This is a genomic window from Hymenobacter sp. BT188, assembly GCF_014333585.1.
GTDB lineage: Bacteria > Bacteroidota > Bacteroidia > Cytophagales > Hymenobacteraceae > Hymenobacter.
Genome location: NZ_JACSCW010000002.1, coordinates 272,488 through 288,501 on the forward strand (window position 1 = coordinate 272,488; position 16,014 = coordinate 288,501).

The following is a 16,014-nucleotide window of genomic DNA, read 5'->3' on the forward strand; positions in this document are numbered from 1 at the left end:
GTAAATATATGATTATTTACTTGCGGGAGCCTGTTACCAGAAAATAGTGCCCCATTGGTTTTGCTTTATCTTTGCGACCATTCTGTTTTGCCCTGCCCCGCCACTATGACTACTTTCGACAATCTACTCCTTGACCTCGATGCCGCTTCGGGCATTCTGACCATCACCCTGAACAGGCCTACCAAACTCAATGCCTTGAATAGTGCTACCATCAGCGATATTCATGGAGCCATGCAGCAAGCTCTTGATGATGAGCAGGTGCGAGGAATAATTTTGACGGGAAGCGGCGAAAAGGCCTTTGTAGCAGGCGCCGATATTGCCGAGTTGGCGGGGCTAAATGAAATCAGTGGCCGCCGCTTCGCTGAGCAGGGCCAGGATGCTTTTGCCCTGATTGAGGAAAGTACTAAGCCCGTTATTGCTGCTGTCAATGGCTTTGCGTTGGGTGGCGGGGCTGAGTTGGCTATGGCCTGCCACTTGCGGGTAGCCAGCGAAAATGCTCGCTTTGGCCAGCCTGAAGTAAACCTGGGCTTGATTCCGGGCTACGGCGGCACCCAGCGCTTAGCGCAGCTGGTAGGTAAAGGAAAAGCCCTGGAAATGATGCTCACCGGCGACCCTATCAAAGCCGACGAAGCTTTGCGCTTGGGCCTAGTAAACCATGTGGTACCCCAAGCCGAATTATTGGGCTTTTGCCAGTTGCTACTCATGCGCATCCTCAGCAAAGCTCCCCTAGCTGTGGGCTTAGTTATTGACTGCGTGAATGCATTTTACGATCCTGAGCGCCACGGCTACCAGACGGAAGCCAACTCTTTCAGCCGGTGCTGCGGCTCCGACGACTTCCGTGAGGGTACAAGTGCTTTCCTCGATAAGCGCCCGGCCGCATTCACGGGAAATTAAGCTAGCATGAGCGTCGCCAAAAAGCTGGCCAGCCAAACGGCTGTGTACGGCCTTAGCAGCATATTGGGGCGGGCGCTTACGTTCGCCTTGGTGCCGCTGTATACTGCTCAGTTTGTGCCTGGCGAGTATGGCATCGTCACGGAGTTGTATACCTATGTAGCTTTTCTGAACATTCTGTTCACCTACGGGATGGAAACGGCATACTTCCGTTTCGCCAATCGTCCGGGTACCGATCGGCGCCAGCTATACAATCAAGTTATGAGCATGCTACTCACTAGTAGCTTGTTGCTCAGTGGATTACTAGTGGTCCTGTCAGGTCCGTTAGCCGAAATACTCGGCTATCCTGACCGTGCCATCTACATTGTATGGCTGGCATTGGTGCTGGGCCTCGATGCTATAGTAGCTGTACCGTTTGCGCGTCTGCGCTTAGAGAATAAAGCCAAGAAGTTTGCCGCCATTCGCTTCACAAATACCTTGTTGAATGTAGGATTATCGTTGTTTTTCATTGTTTTCTGCCGTGATGTGTACGAGGGGCGCATGCTCCCGGAATTACGCCCCTTAGTAGCGCGCATTTACAATCCAGAGCTAGGAGTTGGCTATATCTTTCTGATTAATCTAATAGCAAATGCCCTTTATGTTCCGCTTCTCTGGCGCGAACTGCTGGACTTTCGCTTTCGCCTGAATCTGGCGCCACTGCGGCCTATGCTGCAATACGCTTATCCGCTGATGCTGATGGGAATGGCGGGGATGGTAAACGAGCTAATCGACCGTATCATGCTTAAGTATTGGCTGCCCGAAGGCTTCTATCCCAGCCAAAGCAACCTGACCGCTTTGGGCATTTATGGCGCTTGCTACAAGCTGGCCATTTTTATGTCTTTGGTTATTCAGGCGTTCCGCTACGCGGCCGAGCCTTTCTTCTTTTCTCAGGCAGCTGATAAAAATTCGCCGGCTACGTTTGCTGTCGTTCTGAAATGGTTTACGCTCTGCTGCGCCGTTATTTTTGTAGTCATCAGCGTCTTCATCGAAGATTTTGGGTTGCTACTGCGCAGCCCTGAGTACCGAACGGGCCTGGCGATAGTGCCGATTTTGCTGCTCGCCAACTTGTTTCTGGGTGTCTATTACAACTTATCTGTCTGGTTTAAGCTCACTGATAGAACCTACTTCGGTACCTATATCAGCGTTGGTGGGGCCATACTCACTGTTGTGCTCAACCTGCTTCTCATCCCAATATTGGGCTATATGGGCAGCGCCCTCGCCACGCTAGCCTGCTACTTTATGATGGCGGCTATTTGCTGGTGGCTAGGAAATCGGTACTTCCCCATACCTTATCCAGTGCTACGAATCAGTGCGTGGCTGCTGCTGGCCGTTGGGCTGGTAGCCGCCACGTGGTTTATCACTATCGAAGACTACTGGCTGCGGCATGCTTTTCATTTAGTAGTGTGTTTAGCATTTGTGGGGGGTATTTTTTTAGTGGAGCGCGCCGACCTGACGCGTAAGCCCCGGCCCCAGGTTAAGCAGGCATAAAGCAACGGCCAAAAAATGTAAAAAAGCCCCCCAAGCGCTTAGTCAACTCTCAGGCTGTCGCTTCTACACTTCGCTTTTAGTAGCGAGTGCCTTATATTCGTTTAGTTGCCCATAAATCGTTTAATCTGCTGTTCGGTCTATATTTGTCGCATGCTGATTCCTGTTATTAATCGCTCCACGCATCCATTGCCGGCTTACCAAACCGCTCACGCCGCGGGCATGGATGTGCGCGCTTTTCTTTCAGAACCCGTTACGCTGCGCCCTTTGCAACGTGCCCTTATTCCAACGGGTCTTTTCATGGAAATTCCGGTGGGCTATGAGGTGCAGGTGCGGCCCCGCAGCGGATTGGCCTACAAACACGGTATCGGCATCGTCAACAGTCCCGGCACTATCGACGCTGACTACCGTGGCGAGCTGAAAGTGCTGCTGGTCAACCTGTCGGATGAAGAGTTTGTAGTGCAGGACGGCGAGCGTATTGCCCAACTCGTGGTAGCCCGCCACGAAACTGCTGCTTGGCAGGAAGCCACTTCGCTAAGCGAGACCACGCGCGGAACGGGTGGTTACGGCAGCACCGGAGTCAATTAGAATCGACTTCGCGCACGTTAAATCCCAACGGAAGCAACCCAACTACAGTATTTCAGTTAGTATACAATTCGATCAACTCAAACTAGCAACCCAAACTACCTACTACATGAAAATCATCGTCCCGATGGCCGGCATGGGCAAGCGCATGCGCCCCCACACACTCACCGTTCCTAAGCCTCTGATTCCGATTGCGGGCAAGCCTATCGTGCAGCGCCTCGTAGAGGACATCGCGAAAGTCTGTGGGGAGCAAGTAGATGAGGTGGCTTTTATCATCGGGCGCTTTGGTGAGACGGTAGAGAAAAGCTTGGTGAAAATTGCTGAGTCGGTAGGAGCTAAAGGGTCTATTTATTACCAAGATGAGCCCCTGGGTACGGCCCACGCCATTCTGTGTGCTAAAGACTCGCTCAGCGGACCGCTCGTAGTAGCTTTTGCCGACACCTTATTCAAGGCCGATTTTACGCTCGATAGCTCTGCTGCTGGCACCATCTGGGTACAGCGCGTCGACGACCCAAAGCCATTTGGGGTAGTAAAACTGGATGATCAAGGCCAGATTACGGACTTCGTAGAAAAGCCCACCGAGTTTGTGTCAGATTTGGCTATTATCGGCATCTACTATTTCCAGGATGGCGACTATTTGCGCGATGAGCTGCAATACTTGCTCGACAATGATATCAAGGACAAAGGCGAATATCAGCTTACCAATGCCCTCGAAAACATGAAGAACAAAGGCACGACCTTCGTACCCGGCCGCGTAACCGAGTGGCTCGACTGCGGTAACAAGGACGCCACAGTGTTTACCAATCAGCGCTATCTGGAGTACTTGCAGGAGCGGGGCGAAAAGCTGGTATCTGAATCGGCTATACTGACCAATTCCATTGTGATTCCGCCGGTGTATCTTGGTGAGAATGTAAAGATTACTGATTCGGTGGTTGGCCCGCACGTATCATTGGGCAACAATGCCAACGTGCGTCAATCTGTTATTTCCAACTCAATTGTACAGGAGTCGGCCACGGTATTGAATACCAACGTGACCAATTCTATGATTGGCAACCATGCTACCGTCACCGGTGTGCCGCATGATTTGAGCCTTGGCGACTATAACACGCTGCGCGTGTGACATTTTCCGCCTCTCGGACGTTAGCAATAGCGCGGACTTATGTTCGCTGGTTTGTTTAGTACGAAGCCTGCTTCGTTTTAGTACCTTCTGAACAGCGGATTGTTGGTCCGCGCTCTTGCGTCCATGAGTCGTATTTCTGCCTTTGTCTTCTTGCTGATCAGCCTGTATTTCGCCGTTCCGGCGTGGGCACAGCAATCTGCGCCCGCCAAAAAGGACGCGCCGAGTAAAAAGTCTGAGAAACCTGAAAAGCCGCGTAAGCTAAGCCGGCGGGAGAAGAAGGAGCTTAGCCGGCGTGCTGAAGTTGAGGCTGCCCAGCTCCGAGTGGGAGCAAATTTGTCGGACCGCGACCGGGACATGAGTGAGTCCTACTTCGTGGATGGGGTAAAATATGTGCTGTTGGAAGACTACAATAAGGCTTTGGAGCGTCTGCTGAAAGCCTATGCGCTCAACCCCACCAACGCGGCCATTAATTACAAGATAGCCGAGACGAACTTGCTGAGCGGCAATCTGAAAGATGCCACCAACTTTGCGCAAGCAGCCGTCAGATATGCCCCCCAGAACGCTTATTACTATCTGCTTCTGGCGCAGGTATACACTTCGCAGAAGCAGTTTGATAAGGCTACGCAAGTGTATACCAGCCTGATCAAGGAAGTACCAGATTCTGATTACTACCTGTTCAATCTCGCTGACTTATACATGGCTCAGGGCAAGCTGAATGAGGCGCTGGCTACATTCGAGCAAGCAGAGAAGAAATTTGGCCCCCTTGATGAAGTCTCTTTCAAGAAGCAGCAGATTTATCTCAAGCAGAATAACTTAGAAAAAGCCCTCCAGGAAGGTGAAGTTCTTATAAAGGCCAATCCGGAAGAGGTGCGCTACGTGTTGGCGCAGGCGGAAATGTACGCCTCTAATAATCGATTTACCGATGCTATTCGGCTGAGTGAACAGGCTCTTAGACAAGATCCGGACAATCCGCAAGCTCGCATGATTCTGGCGGACGTATATCGCATACAGGGCAACTCAGTGGAGTCAGCCAAGCAGATCAAAATGGCCTTTGCTAGTCCGGCACTCGATATTGATGATAAGGTGCGCATTCTGGTCGATTACATTAAGCAGCTGCCTAATCCAGCTATCGAGCAAACGGCCCTTGACCTGGCAACTATTACTACCAAAGTTCACCCAAAGGAGGCCAAAGCGTTTTCAGTAGCTGGCGATTTGCAAACTATTACAGGCCATAAGGCTGCTGGGCGAGAGGCTTATTTGCAGGCCATTCAGCTTGACGATTCCAAGTTTCTGCTGTGGCAGCAAGTCGTGCTGATTGACGCGGAGCTAAACCAAACGGATTCTCTCTTGCGTCACACCGAGCGGGCTCTGGAGCTTTTCCCCAATCAGGCGGCCATGTGGTTCTACAACGGGGTAGCTCATATTCTGGATAAGCAACCCACAAAAGGCGTGAAGTCGCTTGAATACGGGCGGAAGCTGGCCACTGACAACCCAGAGCTACTATCGCAGTTTGACACGCAACTCGGCGATGCTTACCACGAGTTGAAAGAGTATGCTAAGTCGGATGCCGCCTATGAGGCTGCGTTGAGCTTTGATGCCAACAATGCGCAGGCACTGAACAATTACAGTTATTATCTATCGTTGAGAGGCGATAAGCTGGAAAAGGCGAAGGAAATGTCGGGTAAGCTGGTCAAGCAGTTTCCTGACAATGATACCTACCTGGATACCTACGCTTGGGTTCTATATAAACTCAAGGATTACCAAGGGGCCAAGCAAGCGCTTGAAAAGGCCCTCAAGACGACTACTGATGCCACTGTGATAGAGCATTACGGGGATGTGTTATTTCAACTGGGCGAAAAAGACAAGGCCGTGACTCAGTGGCAACGCGCCCAAAAGGCCGGCGGCGCATCGGCGTTCATCGTCCGCAAGATTAAAGACCAAAAATTGTATGAGTAACCGCTTTTTGCTGCTTTTTGTAGTCCTCATTACCCTGGGAAGCTGTGCCCGCAAGGCCATTCCCGCCAAAACTGTTATTCCACCAACTGCCAATGCAGTTAAGGCCAACAACGTAGAGTTTCGGTATCTCTCGGCCAAGGGCAAAGCTCAGATCGAGCAAAATGGCAATAAGCTCCCCAATGCAAACCTGACGCTACGTATGCGCCGCGATAGCGTGATTTGGATATCGGTTTCGGTGGCTGGATTTGAGGGCGTGCGTGCTTCCATTACCCAAGATTCAGTTCGGGTACTGAATAAGCTTCAGCACGAATACTACGTGGGTGATTTTGCCTACTTAAGCCGCCAGCTTAATGTGCCTGTTTCCTTTGCTCAGGTGCAGGCTTTGTTGCTTGGCAACTACCTGCCCGCCACCAATGGAACTGAGCCCACGATAACAACGGAGGGAGCTACGCAGCGCATACAGTACAACCAGGCCAGTTTATTTATTGAGCAGCTTATTGAAATGAGCCTGGGTAAGCTACAAAAGCTCAGCGTGCGTGATGATGCCAGTAAAAATAATTTGCTGGTTGACTACTCTGACTTTCGCACGTTGATGCCTACTAATCAGAGTTTTGCTCATAATACGGTGGTTCAGGTGCAGCAAGCCAATGGTAAGACCAACTCATCGGCTGCTATTAACTACCGCAACGTGGACGTAGACACCGAGCGTTTGGATTTCCCGTTCTCGGTACCTTCGGGCTATGTACGCAAAAAGTAAGCACTGGCTTTGCTGGTTGCTATTGGGATTGATGCTGGTGCAGGCTGCGCCATCAGTGGCTCAGCAGCGCAGTAAAAAAACGACCACGCGCAAAGCCCCTGTCCGGAAAAGCACCACTAAATCGAAAGCGCAGTTGGAACGCGAGCGGCTGGCTAACCTACGCCGAATTCGTGAGGCCAGCCGTATTTTGAGTCAAACACAGAAGCAGAAAGAAGCCTCACTTGGCCAATTGAACGCGCTCAAAGAAAAACTGGATGTACAGAAGGGTGTTATCCGCAATATCTCCTCAGAGTTGAAGTATATCGAGTCGGATGTGCGGCAGACGGAAACCCAGGTACAGCAAACGCAGCAGAGCTTGGAGCAGCTCAAGAGTGAGTATGCTCGGTTAATTTATGCTTCCTCCAAAACGGCGAATAGCTATAACCGCCTCATGTTTTTGTTTGCGGCCGAGTCGTTCAACCAGCTCATGCTGCGCATGCGCTATGTTCGGCAGTACTCGGAGGTGCGCAAGACTCAGGCGGCTCAAATTACGAGTGTACAGCAGCGCCTTAACCGCCAACTCACAGGCCTGACGGAGAAGAAGCAGGAAAAAAGCAGCCTGCTAACCACACAGCTGGCTGAGAACCGCAACCTCAGCACTTTGAAGGTACAGCAGGACCAAGTGGTTACGAAGCTGAGCCGCCAGGAGGAAAATCTGCGCCAGGAGCTGGCCAATCGTCAGGAAGCCGTCAGGAAGCTGGATAATTTGATTGCTCAGCGAGTGCGTGAAGAGATAGCCCGGGCTGCCCGGGTGGCAGCGGCCAAAGCAGCCGCAAAAGCGGCGGCCGAACGTGCCGCAGCCGGTAGCAGCAGCCCTGGCAGTACCGCCCGCACCAGTCCGGCAGCCGAAGCAGCCGCTACCCGTGTCGACCGCATTACGCTCACACCCGAAATAGCCAGTATTTCTTCTTCATTTGCCGAAAACAGGGGACGCATGCTGTGGCCGGTAGCCCGTGGATTTATTTCGCAGCACTTCGGTCGGCATGCGCATCCGGTGCTTAAGAACGTGATTGTGGAGAACCGCGGTGTCGATATCCAAACAAGCGCCGGAGAATCTGTGCGAGCTGTTTCAGCCGGTAAAGTGCTTACCGTTACCAGTATTGCGGGCATGAATAACATCGTGATGGTGCAGCACGGAGAGTACTTCACCGTGTATGCCAAGCTGCGCAGCGTAAGCGTAAGCGAGGGCGACCAAGTGCAGGCCAAGCAGTCAATTGGCACCGTGTACACCAATTCGGAGGGTACATCGGAGCTGCAGTTTCAGGTGTGGCGCAACAGCTCCAACTTGAACCCCGAAAGCTGGTTGGGACAGAAGTAACTGAACTGTTTAAAACGCTGGCTAAGCCGTAGGGTAACATCGATTTTGCTCCCCAGTGGCTGTAAATAGGATATCTTGCGCTGGGTAATGTTTTCCAGAATGCTACGGTAGTGGTAAATAATCAAGCGCATTAATGCGTGAGTGTCTGCACGTAAAAGTGCTCGAGGAAATGAGTGATTTGGGCGGTTTCGATCAGAAAGCCGTCGTGACCGAATCCGGAATTCATTTCGGCGTAGATAGCGCCGGGGATGTAGCGAGCCAGAAGTTGCTGCTCGCTGGGTGGAAATAATACATCAGACGTTATGCTTAGCACCAACGTGCGAGCCCTGATCTGGCCCAGCGCAGCAGGCACGCCGCCTCGTCCCCGGCCCACATTATGCGAATCCATAGCTCTGGACAGCGCCACATAGGTATAGGCATTGAAGCGCGCCACCAGCTTATCACCCTGATATTGTTGGTAAGAGCTGGCCCGAAAATTCGTGATTGTATCTTCTTCGGGTTCATGCTGCGTATTGCCGTAGGCCTCGTAGCTGCGGTAGCTGAGAAGGGCTATGGCGCGGGCCGCTTTTAAGCCAAATTGCCCCCCAGTCGGTGTGGCCGAGTGATAGGTAGGGTCGGCGAAAATGGCTAGGCGTTGCGCTTCATTAAAAGCAATACCCCAAGGTGAATGCTGCGCATTGGTAGCCAGCACAATAAGATGCTCAAAAACGGTGGGTTGCTGAATAGCCCACTCCAATGCCTGCTGCCCACCTAATGAGCCGCCAATCAGCGTGTGAATCTGAGTTATGCCCAAATGCTGGCGCAACGCCTCGTGCGCTGCGACTATATCGCGCACTGTAAGCAGCGGGAAATCATGGTAGAGCGGTTCCCCGGAATCGGTTGGCGTAAGCGGGCCGGTAGATCCGTAGCAAGAGCCCACGATGTTGGCGCACACAATGAAGTGATTTGCCGGGTCGAAGCGGCAGTTGGAGCCAAATAAGCCGGGCCACCAATTAAGCACATCGGCGTTGGCCGTAAGCGCATGGCACGCCCATACCACATTGTCGCGGGCGGCATTGAGCGTACCATAGGTCTGATAAGCTATCTGCACCCGAGGCAAGGTGGCGCCGCTCTCAAGCTGAAGCGGCGCTGGAAGTGTAAAAAACTGATAATCAGTCATGCGACGTTAGCGGGTTCTCGAGCAAAGAGTAAACGGTGAAGCTGCCAAGACAGGAGGCAGACTTGTGGCAAATGATTAAGCAGATTTTCAATAGCTCCCAAACCGAGTGAGGCTGACCCAATAATTGGGCTGGTTCGGGAACTATTGAAGGATGGGCAAGGCGGTATCTTTCTTCCGTTTCTGCCTTGTCACCCCGCCAAACCGCAGGACTGGAAAACCGAGCGCCGGCCGCTGCAACAGCCTTGCCCAGTGCCTTCTGCTTGCAGCAATTAGACTTCCAGTACTACGGGGTGCTCGATGGCTGGCTCTGGGAGTGCTTCGCCTTCGGTTTGCTGACCTTGGGGGGCTTTTTCCGCTACTGCGTCGAAGGCGTTTTGCAGATCAGCTTTAATATCTTCAATGTGCTCCAGACCGAGCGAGATGCGCAGTAGCGTGGGTGTCACGCCAGCCGCTATTTGCTCCTGATCGGAGAGCTGTTGGTGAGTAGTGGCAGCGGGCTGAATAATCAACGTTTTTGCATCGCCCACATTTGCCAAATGACTCACCAACTTTAAGTTATCGATGAAGTGTGTGGCTGTTTCCTTACTGCCTTTTATGCTGAAAGTCAGTACGCCACCTGCGCCGCGCTTCAGGTATTTCTGGGCTAAGGCGTTATAGCGGCTGCTTTTCAAACCCGGATAGTTCACGGCTTCCACCTGCGGATGCTGCTCCAGCCATTCAGCCAGCTTTTGTGCATTTTCCACCGTCCGATCTACGCGCAATGACAAGGTTTCGAGGCCTTGCAACAGCAGGAAGGAGTTGAAGGGACTAATAGCAGGACCAAAATCGCGCAAGCCTTCTACCCGTGCCCGAATGATGAAGGCAATGTTGCCAAATGGGCCACCTTTGCCGAATACATCATTGAACACGAGGCCGTGGTAGCCTTCTGAGGGCTCCGTAAACTGCGGAAACTTGCCGTTGCCGAAGTCGTACTTGCCGCCGTCCACGATTACGCCGCCGATGCTGGTACCGTGGCCGCCAATCCATTTTGTGGCCGATTCTACCACGATGTGCGCACCGTGCTCTAAGGGGCGAAACAAGTAGCCGCCCGCGCCAAACGTGTTATCTACAATAAGCGGCAGATCATGTTTGTCAGCAATGGCCGCAATACGCTCAAAATCGGGAATACTGAAGCTGGGATTTCCAATCGTTTCGAGGTACAGCGCCTTGGTCTTGTCGTCGATCAGGGCCTCGAAGCTTTCAGGCGTGTCGCCATCAGCAAAGCGGGCTTCGATACCTAAGCGCTTGAAAGCCACCTTAAATTGGTTGTAGGTACCACCGTACAGGTGCTGTGTGCTTACAAAATTGTCGCCGGCCTGTAGGATGTTATTTAAAGCCAGAAACTGGGCTGCCTGACCCGAACTGGTTGCCAATGCGGCCACGCCACCTTCCAGCGCTGCTACCCGTTGCTCAAATACATCGGTGGTGGGGTTCATTAGGCGGGTGTAAATATTGCCGAACTCCTTAAGGGCAAATAGATTAGCCCCATGTTCGGCGTTCTTAAACACGTAAGAAGTTGTCTGATAGAGAGGAACGGCGCGCGAACCGGTAGTGGGATCGGGCTGCTGACCAGCGTGTAGTTGGAGGGTTTCGAAATGCAAATTTTGTGTGGACATACTAGTGCTAATTAGAGTTGAGTTAGGAAGAGATGAGAAAGCGCAGATAATCAGGCGCATTGGGGCCGCAGAGGGGCGGCGCGCTGAGCGTGATCCGTAGCCAAAGCGAGGCTTGTCGAAGCCAAACTAAAACCTGTCGGGTTGGGTAGAATGCCCACGACGCAACATGGTCTTGTGGAATGACAGAAAGGGAAGAGGAGCTAAACCGGAAGCGGGATTAACAACAGCACGCGCAACAACAGCACATTCGCGTAGCCTCACAACTGCCGGTGGCAGGGGACAAAACGCGGAAACCCGCAAGCCAACCACTGCGCAACGATGCGAATGGAGCAGACGGGTGAAGGGAAACGGAAAAAGCAGTGTTTTTCATGGCACTCAGCTTATATCTCCCGCAGGCAAAATGGCCGAACGGGCAGGAATTGGCACCTTTCAAAACAATGAAGGTTGCCAGCGGGTCAGGGAGCCTGTTCTCTCGCCGCTTCTGTATAAAATCTGAAAAACTATCTCGTCGGTAACGAGGAGTACCGGATTGGTAATTGCAAATGTACAGTTCGAAATGAGAACGCCAAATGCACTGCAATATTTTTACTTCAGGTTAACGCACTGGCTAACAAGTAAAAAGCCCCCCAGCAAAATGATGGGAGGCTTTTTAAAGTAAACTTTAGCTCAGGATAAGCTTACGCTTGGGGTAAGGTTAAAACCTGGCCTACTTCGATATGATCGGGGTTTGAGCCGATAGTTGACTTGTTGGCGTCATAAATCTGATGCCACTTAGCGGCATCACCATAGTGCTTCTTCGCGATTTTAGAAAGCGAATCGCCGCTAACTACCGTGTACTGCGTGCCTTGAGCGGCAGTAGGAGCAGCGGGCTGGTTGGCGTTGCCAAAGAAGTCTGTGTTAGCCTTCTGGTTGGGATTGGCAGCCGGCTGAACCGGTTTTTCGTCGCCTTTATTGGTTAAGAAATCGAACAGGCCCATAGTCGTGGTTGATTAAGGAGGAAAAGGCGCATGTGCTTGATAGCTATGCTGTCACGTCGTCTTACGCCCACACTTAAAATAAGTTGCAGGCCTCAAAAAGGCTTAACTGTTGTTAACTCTTTCCGGCGAGGCGCGTAAGAAGCGCAACATTGCTTTGCTGGAATATAGTACCAGCTAAAGCCGCTCCTTTCCATTTTTAGTTAACCCTAAGGTCACTCCCTATGAAAACCATTGCACTTCCTTTCCGCTATCTGGCCAGCCTCATCATGTTGTTGTCGCTATTCACGGCTGCTTGTAGCCAGAAAGACAAAGTTGGCGAAACCAACATGCTGTATGGCACCGAAAGCAAAGTCTGGAAAACGGACAAAGAAACCACTGCCAGTGGCGACAAAGTGGCCCAAACCGATGCTGATAAAGATACCGAACTGCGTTTCTATGCCAATGGTAACTTCAACATGACATCGCCTCAGCAGTCGATGCAGGGCAAGTACACCTTCGATCAGCCCGGCAAGAAAATCACCCTTACCCCCGACGGTGGCACCACATCCATGAGCTTTGATGTAGTGAACCTGACGGACGACAAAATCACGTTGCGCGGCGTAAACGGTGAGCAAATGATGCTTGAGTCTGAGTAATCGACTCTCGTTTACTTGTAAAAAAGCCCCCCAGTAGTATACTGGGGGGCTTTTTTGCTTTATGAGTTCATGACCTCCTTCACCTTATTTCGACCGAAAACCCGGGCTATCCAGCGGGGCAAGAAAATGGCCCCCAGCATTAGATAGAGGTAATACGTAACGATACGATACAGTAGGACCACAAAATTGGTCATGGTGGGCGTGCCAATGAATTTGCCGAAAAAGGTAGGGAAAGCGCCCTCTGCGATGCCCGCGCCGCCCGGTGTAATGGCCACCAGCAGCACCACTTTATAGATCAGATTGCGGCTGAAAATCAGCCCAAACTCCCCCCAACTTAGATCCACAAAGGCGGCAATAATGCAGCCGATTACCAAGTAGCGAGCCGTCCAGACGAAAGCCGTGGAAAGGGCCGCTTCTACCCAATACCGCATTGCGTTGCCACGGAGTTGGGCCGAGGCCCACACCATCTCGTTGCCATGCTGATATGCTTTGGCCCGCCAGCGCCGCAAGCCTTTCAAGGAGAAAAGACGCACCAATAATCGCTTTACCGACTGCGGATTAATAAAAAGTGCATAAAGCATTATGCCCGAGTACAGCGAAACCAGCAGGTAGCTCAGCACAAAAGCCACTTTCAGCGTAGTTACAAACCCTCCCTGAAGCGCCTCGTGTGGGTATAAGGCATCGCCCGCCAGCCACACCACCAATGGCACCGTCACGACATAATAAACGTTGTCGAGCAATGCCGTAACCATCACATAGGCAAGTGATTTGCCCAAAGAAATACCCTCTTTATTCAGCAGAAACGGCGCTACGGAGGTGCCTCCTACGGCGGAAGGCAATACGCAGGAGGCAAATTCCCAGATCATAATCACATCCAGGCTCTGGCGCCAGCTCAGTACTTTCTCCGAGATGTGTCGAATACGATAGATGTAGCCCCAATCGCGGGCCACCAGCACTACCACCATCAACAATAGCCAGTGAAGTTTGGCATTTGCTAAGGGGGCCAAATCACCTGGCCGGTAGCTGCGCCAGAACATAAAACCTACTACGCTCAGGCCAATAAGAACCGGCAGAACGATGCGAGAAGGCTTTAGCTTATCAAGAAGTTGCTTTTCCTGACTATCCTGGGTGAGCGGCATGAGTAAAAAACGGGTGGTGGGGTAAAAGTAGGCAATAATGAGAGCGGCCCCTACCAAATACGAGTTAAGTATTGCTTAGGACGATGCCAACTCATGAGGTTAGAAGTAGGTGGAAGAAAGGTGAGTGGTTGTGGCCTTCATCAACAACCGGCCCTAACGAAAAGTCGTACCTTTGTCTGGTAACTTCGGCAGGAAACTTGGACGGTTCCAACCTTTTACATTGCTAGTAGGTTATGGTGCTATATTTTACTTTTTGCTTTTCTGAAAGATGATTGTTGAACCCGGTGAACTACTGGCGGCCATTGACTCGCCTGATGACCTCAAGAAGCTCAGCGAGGACCAACTTGTCCAAGTAAGCCAAGAGCTGCGCCAGTTCATCATTGACTCGGTTTCGATTTATGGGGGGCATTTTGGTGCTTCTCTGGGCGTAGTAGAGCTCACGGTAGCTCTGCATTATGTCTTCAACACCCCCTACGACCAGCTGGTATGGGATGTGGGCCACCAGGCTTACGGCCACAAAATTTTGACGGGTCGCCGCAACCAGTTTCCTACGAATCGTCGCTACGGCGGCATGTCGGGATTCCCCAAGCGCAAGGAAAGCGAGTACGATGCCTTTGGCGTAGGGCACAGCAGCACTAGCATCGGGGCTGCCTTGGGCATGGCAGTAGCATCAGAATACAAGGGCGAGCAGGATCGTCAGCACATTGCCGTCATCGGCGACGGCGCCATGACGGCTGGTATGGCTTTTGAAGCCCTCAATCATGCCGGCGTGGCCAAGTCCAACCTGTTGGTTATCCTTAATGATAACTGCATGAGCATCGACCCTAATGTGGGCGCACTCAAGGAGTATCTTACCGATATCACTACCTCCCGTACTTACAATAAAGTACGCGACGAGCTATGGAACGTGCTGGGCAAACTCAGCAAGTTTGGACCTAATCCCCAGCAAATTGCCCGCAAAGTAGAGCAGGCTATGAAGGCTACGCTGCTCAAGCAAAGCAACCTGTTTGAGGCGCTCAACTTTCGCTATTTTGGTCCAGTTGATGGTCATGATGTGCAGCATCTGACTACCATTCTGCGCGACCTGAAAAGCATTCCAGGTCCCAAAATTTTGCATTGCGTCACCGTTAAAGGGAAAGGCTACGCGCTAGCGGAAAAAGATCAAACTCTGTGGCATGCTCCTGGCCTGTTCGACAAAATCACGGGCGAGATTCATAAGAAAACCTACGATAAGCCTCAGCCGCCCAAGTATCAGGATGTGTTCGGGCACACTATGGTAGAGCTGGCCGAGCAAAACGAGAAAGTGATGGGTGTAACGCCCGCAATGCCTTCTGGCTGCTCCCTAAACATTATGATGAAGGCCATGCCCGACCGCGCCTTCGACGTGGGTATTGCCGAGCAGCACGCTGTTACGTTCTCTGCTGGCCTGGCCACCCAAGGCTTGGTGCCGTACTGCAACATCTATTCTTCCTTCATGCAGCGAGCCTATGATCAGGTAGTGCATGATGTGGCTTTGCAGAATCTAAATGTAGTTTTCTGCCTTGACCGTGCCGGCTTTGCTGGTGCCGATGGTCCCACTCACCATGGCTGCTACGACATTGCCTTCATGCGTTGCGTACCCAACATGGTGGTTTCGGCACCCATGAATGAGCAGGAACTGCGTAATCTCATGTACACCGCTCAGCAGCCCGAAATGGGTCCTTTTAGCATTCGCTATCCGCGAGGTGAGGGGGTGATGCCTAAGTGGCGTACTCCTTTCAAAAAAATCACCGTTGGTACAGGCCGCGTAGTGCGCGAAGGGCAGGGGGTCGCTATCCTGAGTTTCGGCCACATCGGCAACTACGCAGTGAAAGCTACTGCTGCTCTGGCTGCTGAAGGTATTTCTACCGGCCACTATGATATGCGCTTCGCTAAGCCATTAGACGAAGAAATGCTTGCCGATGTACTCAGCCGCTACCAAGCTATTGTAACGGTAGAGGATGGCTGCTTGCAAGGCGGCTTCGGGGCTGCTGTACTAGAGTTTATGGCTGACCATGGCCACAGTGTTCCCGTCAAGCGCTTAGGTATTCCTGATCGGGTTGTAGAACACGGAACCCAGGATGAGCTATACAAAGAGTGTGGCTTCGACACAACTGGTATCGCTAATGCTGTGCGAGAATTGACTAGTAAGGTTGTAGCGAAAGCTTCTGTTGAGCGGTTTGCTCTCTAAAAGTAAAATTCACACATCTTCAACCAAGCTAATCTTGCTTATTAACGCTT

The 16,014-nt window shown here is 51.9% G+C and carries 13 protein-coding genes and 1 riboswitch; of the genes, 9 read left to right on the forward strand and 4 right to left on the reverse strand.

Going from position 1 to position 16,014, the window contains the following annotated elements; genetic code table 11:
• Positions 1 to 105 precede the first annotated feature (105 nt).
• From H8B13_RS05195 to H8B13_RS05225, 7 genes are all read left to right on the forward strand, one after another.
• The gene (locus H8B13_RS05195; RefSeq protein ID WP_187309780.1) at positions 106 to 894 is read left to right on the forward strand and encodes an enoyl-CoA hydratase/isomerase family protein; all 789 of its coding nucleotides are present in this window, start codon (positions 106 to 108) and stop codon (positions 892 to 894) included.
• Between the two features lie 6 nt (positions 895 to 900).
• Positions 901 to 2,418 (forward strand): lipopolysaccharide biosynthesis protein, encoded by a 1,518-nt coding sequence (locus H8B13_RS05200; RefSeq protein ID WP_187309781.1) that lies wholly within the window; start codon positions 901 to 903, stop codon positions 2,416 to 2,418.
• 150 nt (positions 2,419 to 2,568) lie between these two features.
• Complete coding sequence (gene dut, locus H8B13_RS05205) at positions 2,569 to 3,003, forward strand: dUTP diphosphatase (protein ID WP_187309782.1); 435 nt, start codon at positions 2,569 to 2,571, stop codon at positions 3,001 to 3,003.
• A 106-nt stretch (positions 3,004 to 3,109) separates the two neighbouring features.
• Complete coding sequence (locus tag H8B13_RS05210; RefSeq protein WP_187309783.1) at positions 3,110 to 4,120, forward strand: sugar phosphate nucleotidyltransferase; 1,011 nt, start codon at positions 3,110 to 3,112, stop codon at positions 4,118 to 4,120.
• Between the two features lie 123 nt (positions 4,121 to 4,243).
• Positions 4,244 to 6,076, forward strand: a complete 1,833-nt coding sequence (locus tag H8B13_RS05215) for a tetratricopeptide repeat protein (protein ID WP_187309784.1) — start codon at positions 4,244 to 4,246, stop codon at positions 6,074 to 6,076.
• Positions 6,069 to 6,833, forward strand: coding sequence for a DUF4292 domain-containing protein (locus H8B13_RS05220; RefSeq protein WP_187309785.1), 765 nt, complete (start codon positions 6,069 to 6,071; stop codon positions 6,831 to 6,833). Before H8B13_RS05215 ends, H8B13_RS05220 begins: the two co-directional genes overlap by 8 nt.
• Complete coding sequence (locus tag H8B13_RS05225; RefSeq protein ID WP_187309786.1) at positions 6,817 to 8,190, forward strand: murein hydrolase activator EnvC family protein; 1,374 nt, start codon at positions 6,817 to 6,819, stop codon at positions 8,188 to 8,190. The genes H8B13_RS05220 and H8B13_RS05225 overlap by 17 nt, the downstream gene beginning before the upstream one ends.
• Positions 8,191 to 8,320: 130 nt before the next feature.
• Here H8B13_RS05225 and metX read toward each other — a convergent pair whose 3' ends face one another.
• The 3 genes from metX to H8B13_RS05240 all read right to left on the reverse strand — a co-directional run bounded on the left by metX (position 8,321) and on the right by H8B13_RS05240 (position 11,981).
• The gene (gene metX, locus H8B13_RS05230) at positions 8,321 to 9,349 is read right to left on the reverse strand and encodes a homoserine O-acetyltransferase (protein WP_187309787.1); all 1,029 of its coding nucleotides are present in this window, start codon (positions 9,347 to 9,349) and stop codon (positions 8,321 to 8,323) included.
• A gap of 269 nt (positions 9,350 to 9,618) precedes the next feature.
• Positions 9,619 to 11,004: an O-acetylhomoserine aminocarboxypropyltransferase/cysteine synthase family protein gene (locus H8B13_RS05235; protein WP_187309788.1), complete on the reverse strand. Its 1,386-nt coding sequence runs from the start codon at positions 11,002 to 11,004 to the stop codon at positions 9,619 to 9,621.
• 377 nt (positions 11,005 to 11,381) lie between these two features.
• A riboswitch (SAM riboswitch) is annotated at positions 11,382 to 11,496 on the reverse strand.
• Between the two features lie 185 nt (positions 11,497 to 11,681).
• The gene (locus H8B13_RS05240; RefSeq protein WP_187309789.1) at positions 11,682 to 11,981 is read right to left on the reverse strand and encodes a LysM peptidoglycan-binding domain-containing protein; all 300 of its coding nucleotides are present in this window, start codon (positions 11,979 to 11,981) and stop codon (positions 11,682 to 11,684) included.
• A 221-nt stretch (positions 11,982 to 12,202) separates the two neighbouring features.
• Between H8B13_RS05240 and H8B13_RS05245 the strand changes: the two genes are divergently transcribed.
• The gene (locus H8B13_RS05245) at positions 12,203 to 12,616 is read left to right on the forward strand and encodes a hypothetical protein (RefSeq protein WP_187309790.1); all 414 of its coding nucleotides are present in this window, start codon (positions 12,203 to 12,205) and stop codon (positions 12,614 to 12,616) included.
• Between the two features lie 59 nt (positions 12,617 to 12,675).
• Here H8B13_RS05245 and H8B13_RS05250 read toward each other — a convergent pair whose 3' ends face one another.
• Entirely contained in the window at positions 12,676 to 13,755 is a 1,080-nt protein-coding gene (locus H8B13_RS05250; protein WP_187309791.1) for a YbhN family protein, read from the reverse strand.
• A 268-nt stretch (positions 13,756 to 14,023) separates the two neighbouring features.
• Between H8B13_RS05250 and dxs the strand changes: the two genes are divergently transcribed.
• Positions 14,024 to 15,964, forward strand: a complete 1,941-nt coding sequence (gene dxs / locus H8B13_RS05255; RefSeq protein WP_187309792.1) for a 1-deoxy-D-xylulose-5-phosphate synthase — start codon at positions 14,024 to 14,026, stop codon at positions 15,962 to 15,964.
• Positions 15,965 to 16,014 lie beyond the last annotated feature (50 nt).

What these genes read in the sequence shown, in the direction of transcription:
- H8B13_RS05195 (WP_187309780.1), top strand. Translation starts at nt 106, where the DNA reads ATGACTACTTTCGACAATCTACTCCTTGACCTCGATGCCGCTTCGGGC.
- H8B13_RS05200 (WP_187309781.1), top strand. Translation starts at nt 901, where the DNA reads ATGAGCGTCGCCAAAAAGCTGGCCAGCCAAACGGCTGTGTACGGCCTT.
- dut (WP_187309782.1), top strand. Translation starts at nt 2,569, where the DNA reads ATGCTGATTCCTGTTATTAATCGCTCCACGCATCCATTGCCGGCTTAC.
- H8B13_RS05210 (WP_187309783.1), top strand. Translation starts at nt 3,110, where the DNA reads ATGAAAATCATCGTCCCGATGGCCGGCATGGGCAAGCGCATGCGCCCC.
- H8B13_RS05215 (WP_187309784.1), top strand. Translation starts at nt 4,244, where the DNA reads ATGAGTCGTATTTCTGCCTTTGTCTTCTTGCTGATCAGCCTGTATTTC.
- H8B13_RS05220 (WP_187309785.1), top strand. Translation starts at nt 6,069, where the DNA reads ATGAGTAACCGCTTTTTGCTGCTTTTTGTAGTCCTCATTACCCTGGGA.
- H8B13_RS05225 (WP_187309786.1), top strand. Translation starts at nt 6,817, where the DNA reads ATGTACGCAAAAAGTAAGCACTGGCTTTGCTGGTTGCTATTGGGATTG.
- metX (WP_187309787.1), bottom strand. Translation starts at nt 9,349, where the DNA reads ATGACTGATTATCAGTTTTTTACACTTCCAGCGCCGCTTCAGCTTGAG.
- H8B13_RS05235 (WP_187309788.1), bottom strand. Translation starts at nt 11,004, where the DNA reads ATGTCCACACAAAATTTGCATTTCGAAACCCTCCAACTACACGCTGGT.
- H8B13_RS05240 (WP_187309789.1), bottom strand. Translation starts at nt 11,981, where the DNA reads ATGGGCCTGTTCGATTTCTTAACCAATAAAGGCGACGAAAAACCGGTT.
- H8B13_RS05245 (WP_187309790.1), top strand. Translation starts at nt 12,203, where the DNA reads ATGAAAACCATTGCACTTCCTTTCCGCTATCTGGCCAGCCTCATCATG.
- H8B13_RS05250 (WP_187309791.1), bottom strand. Translation starts at nt 13,755, where the DNA reads ATGCCGCTCACCCAGGATAGTCAGGAAAAGCAACTTCTTGATAAGCTA.
- dxs (WP_187309792.1), top strand. Translation starts at nt 14,024, where the DNA reads ATGATTGTTGAACCCGGTGAACTACTGGCGGCCATTGACTCGCCTGAT.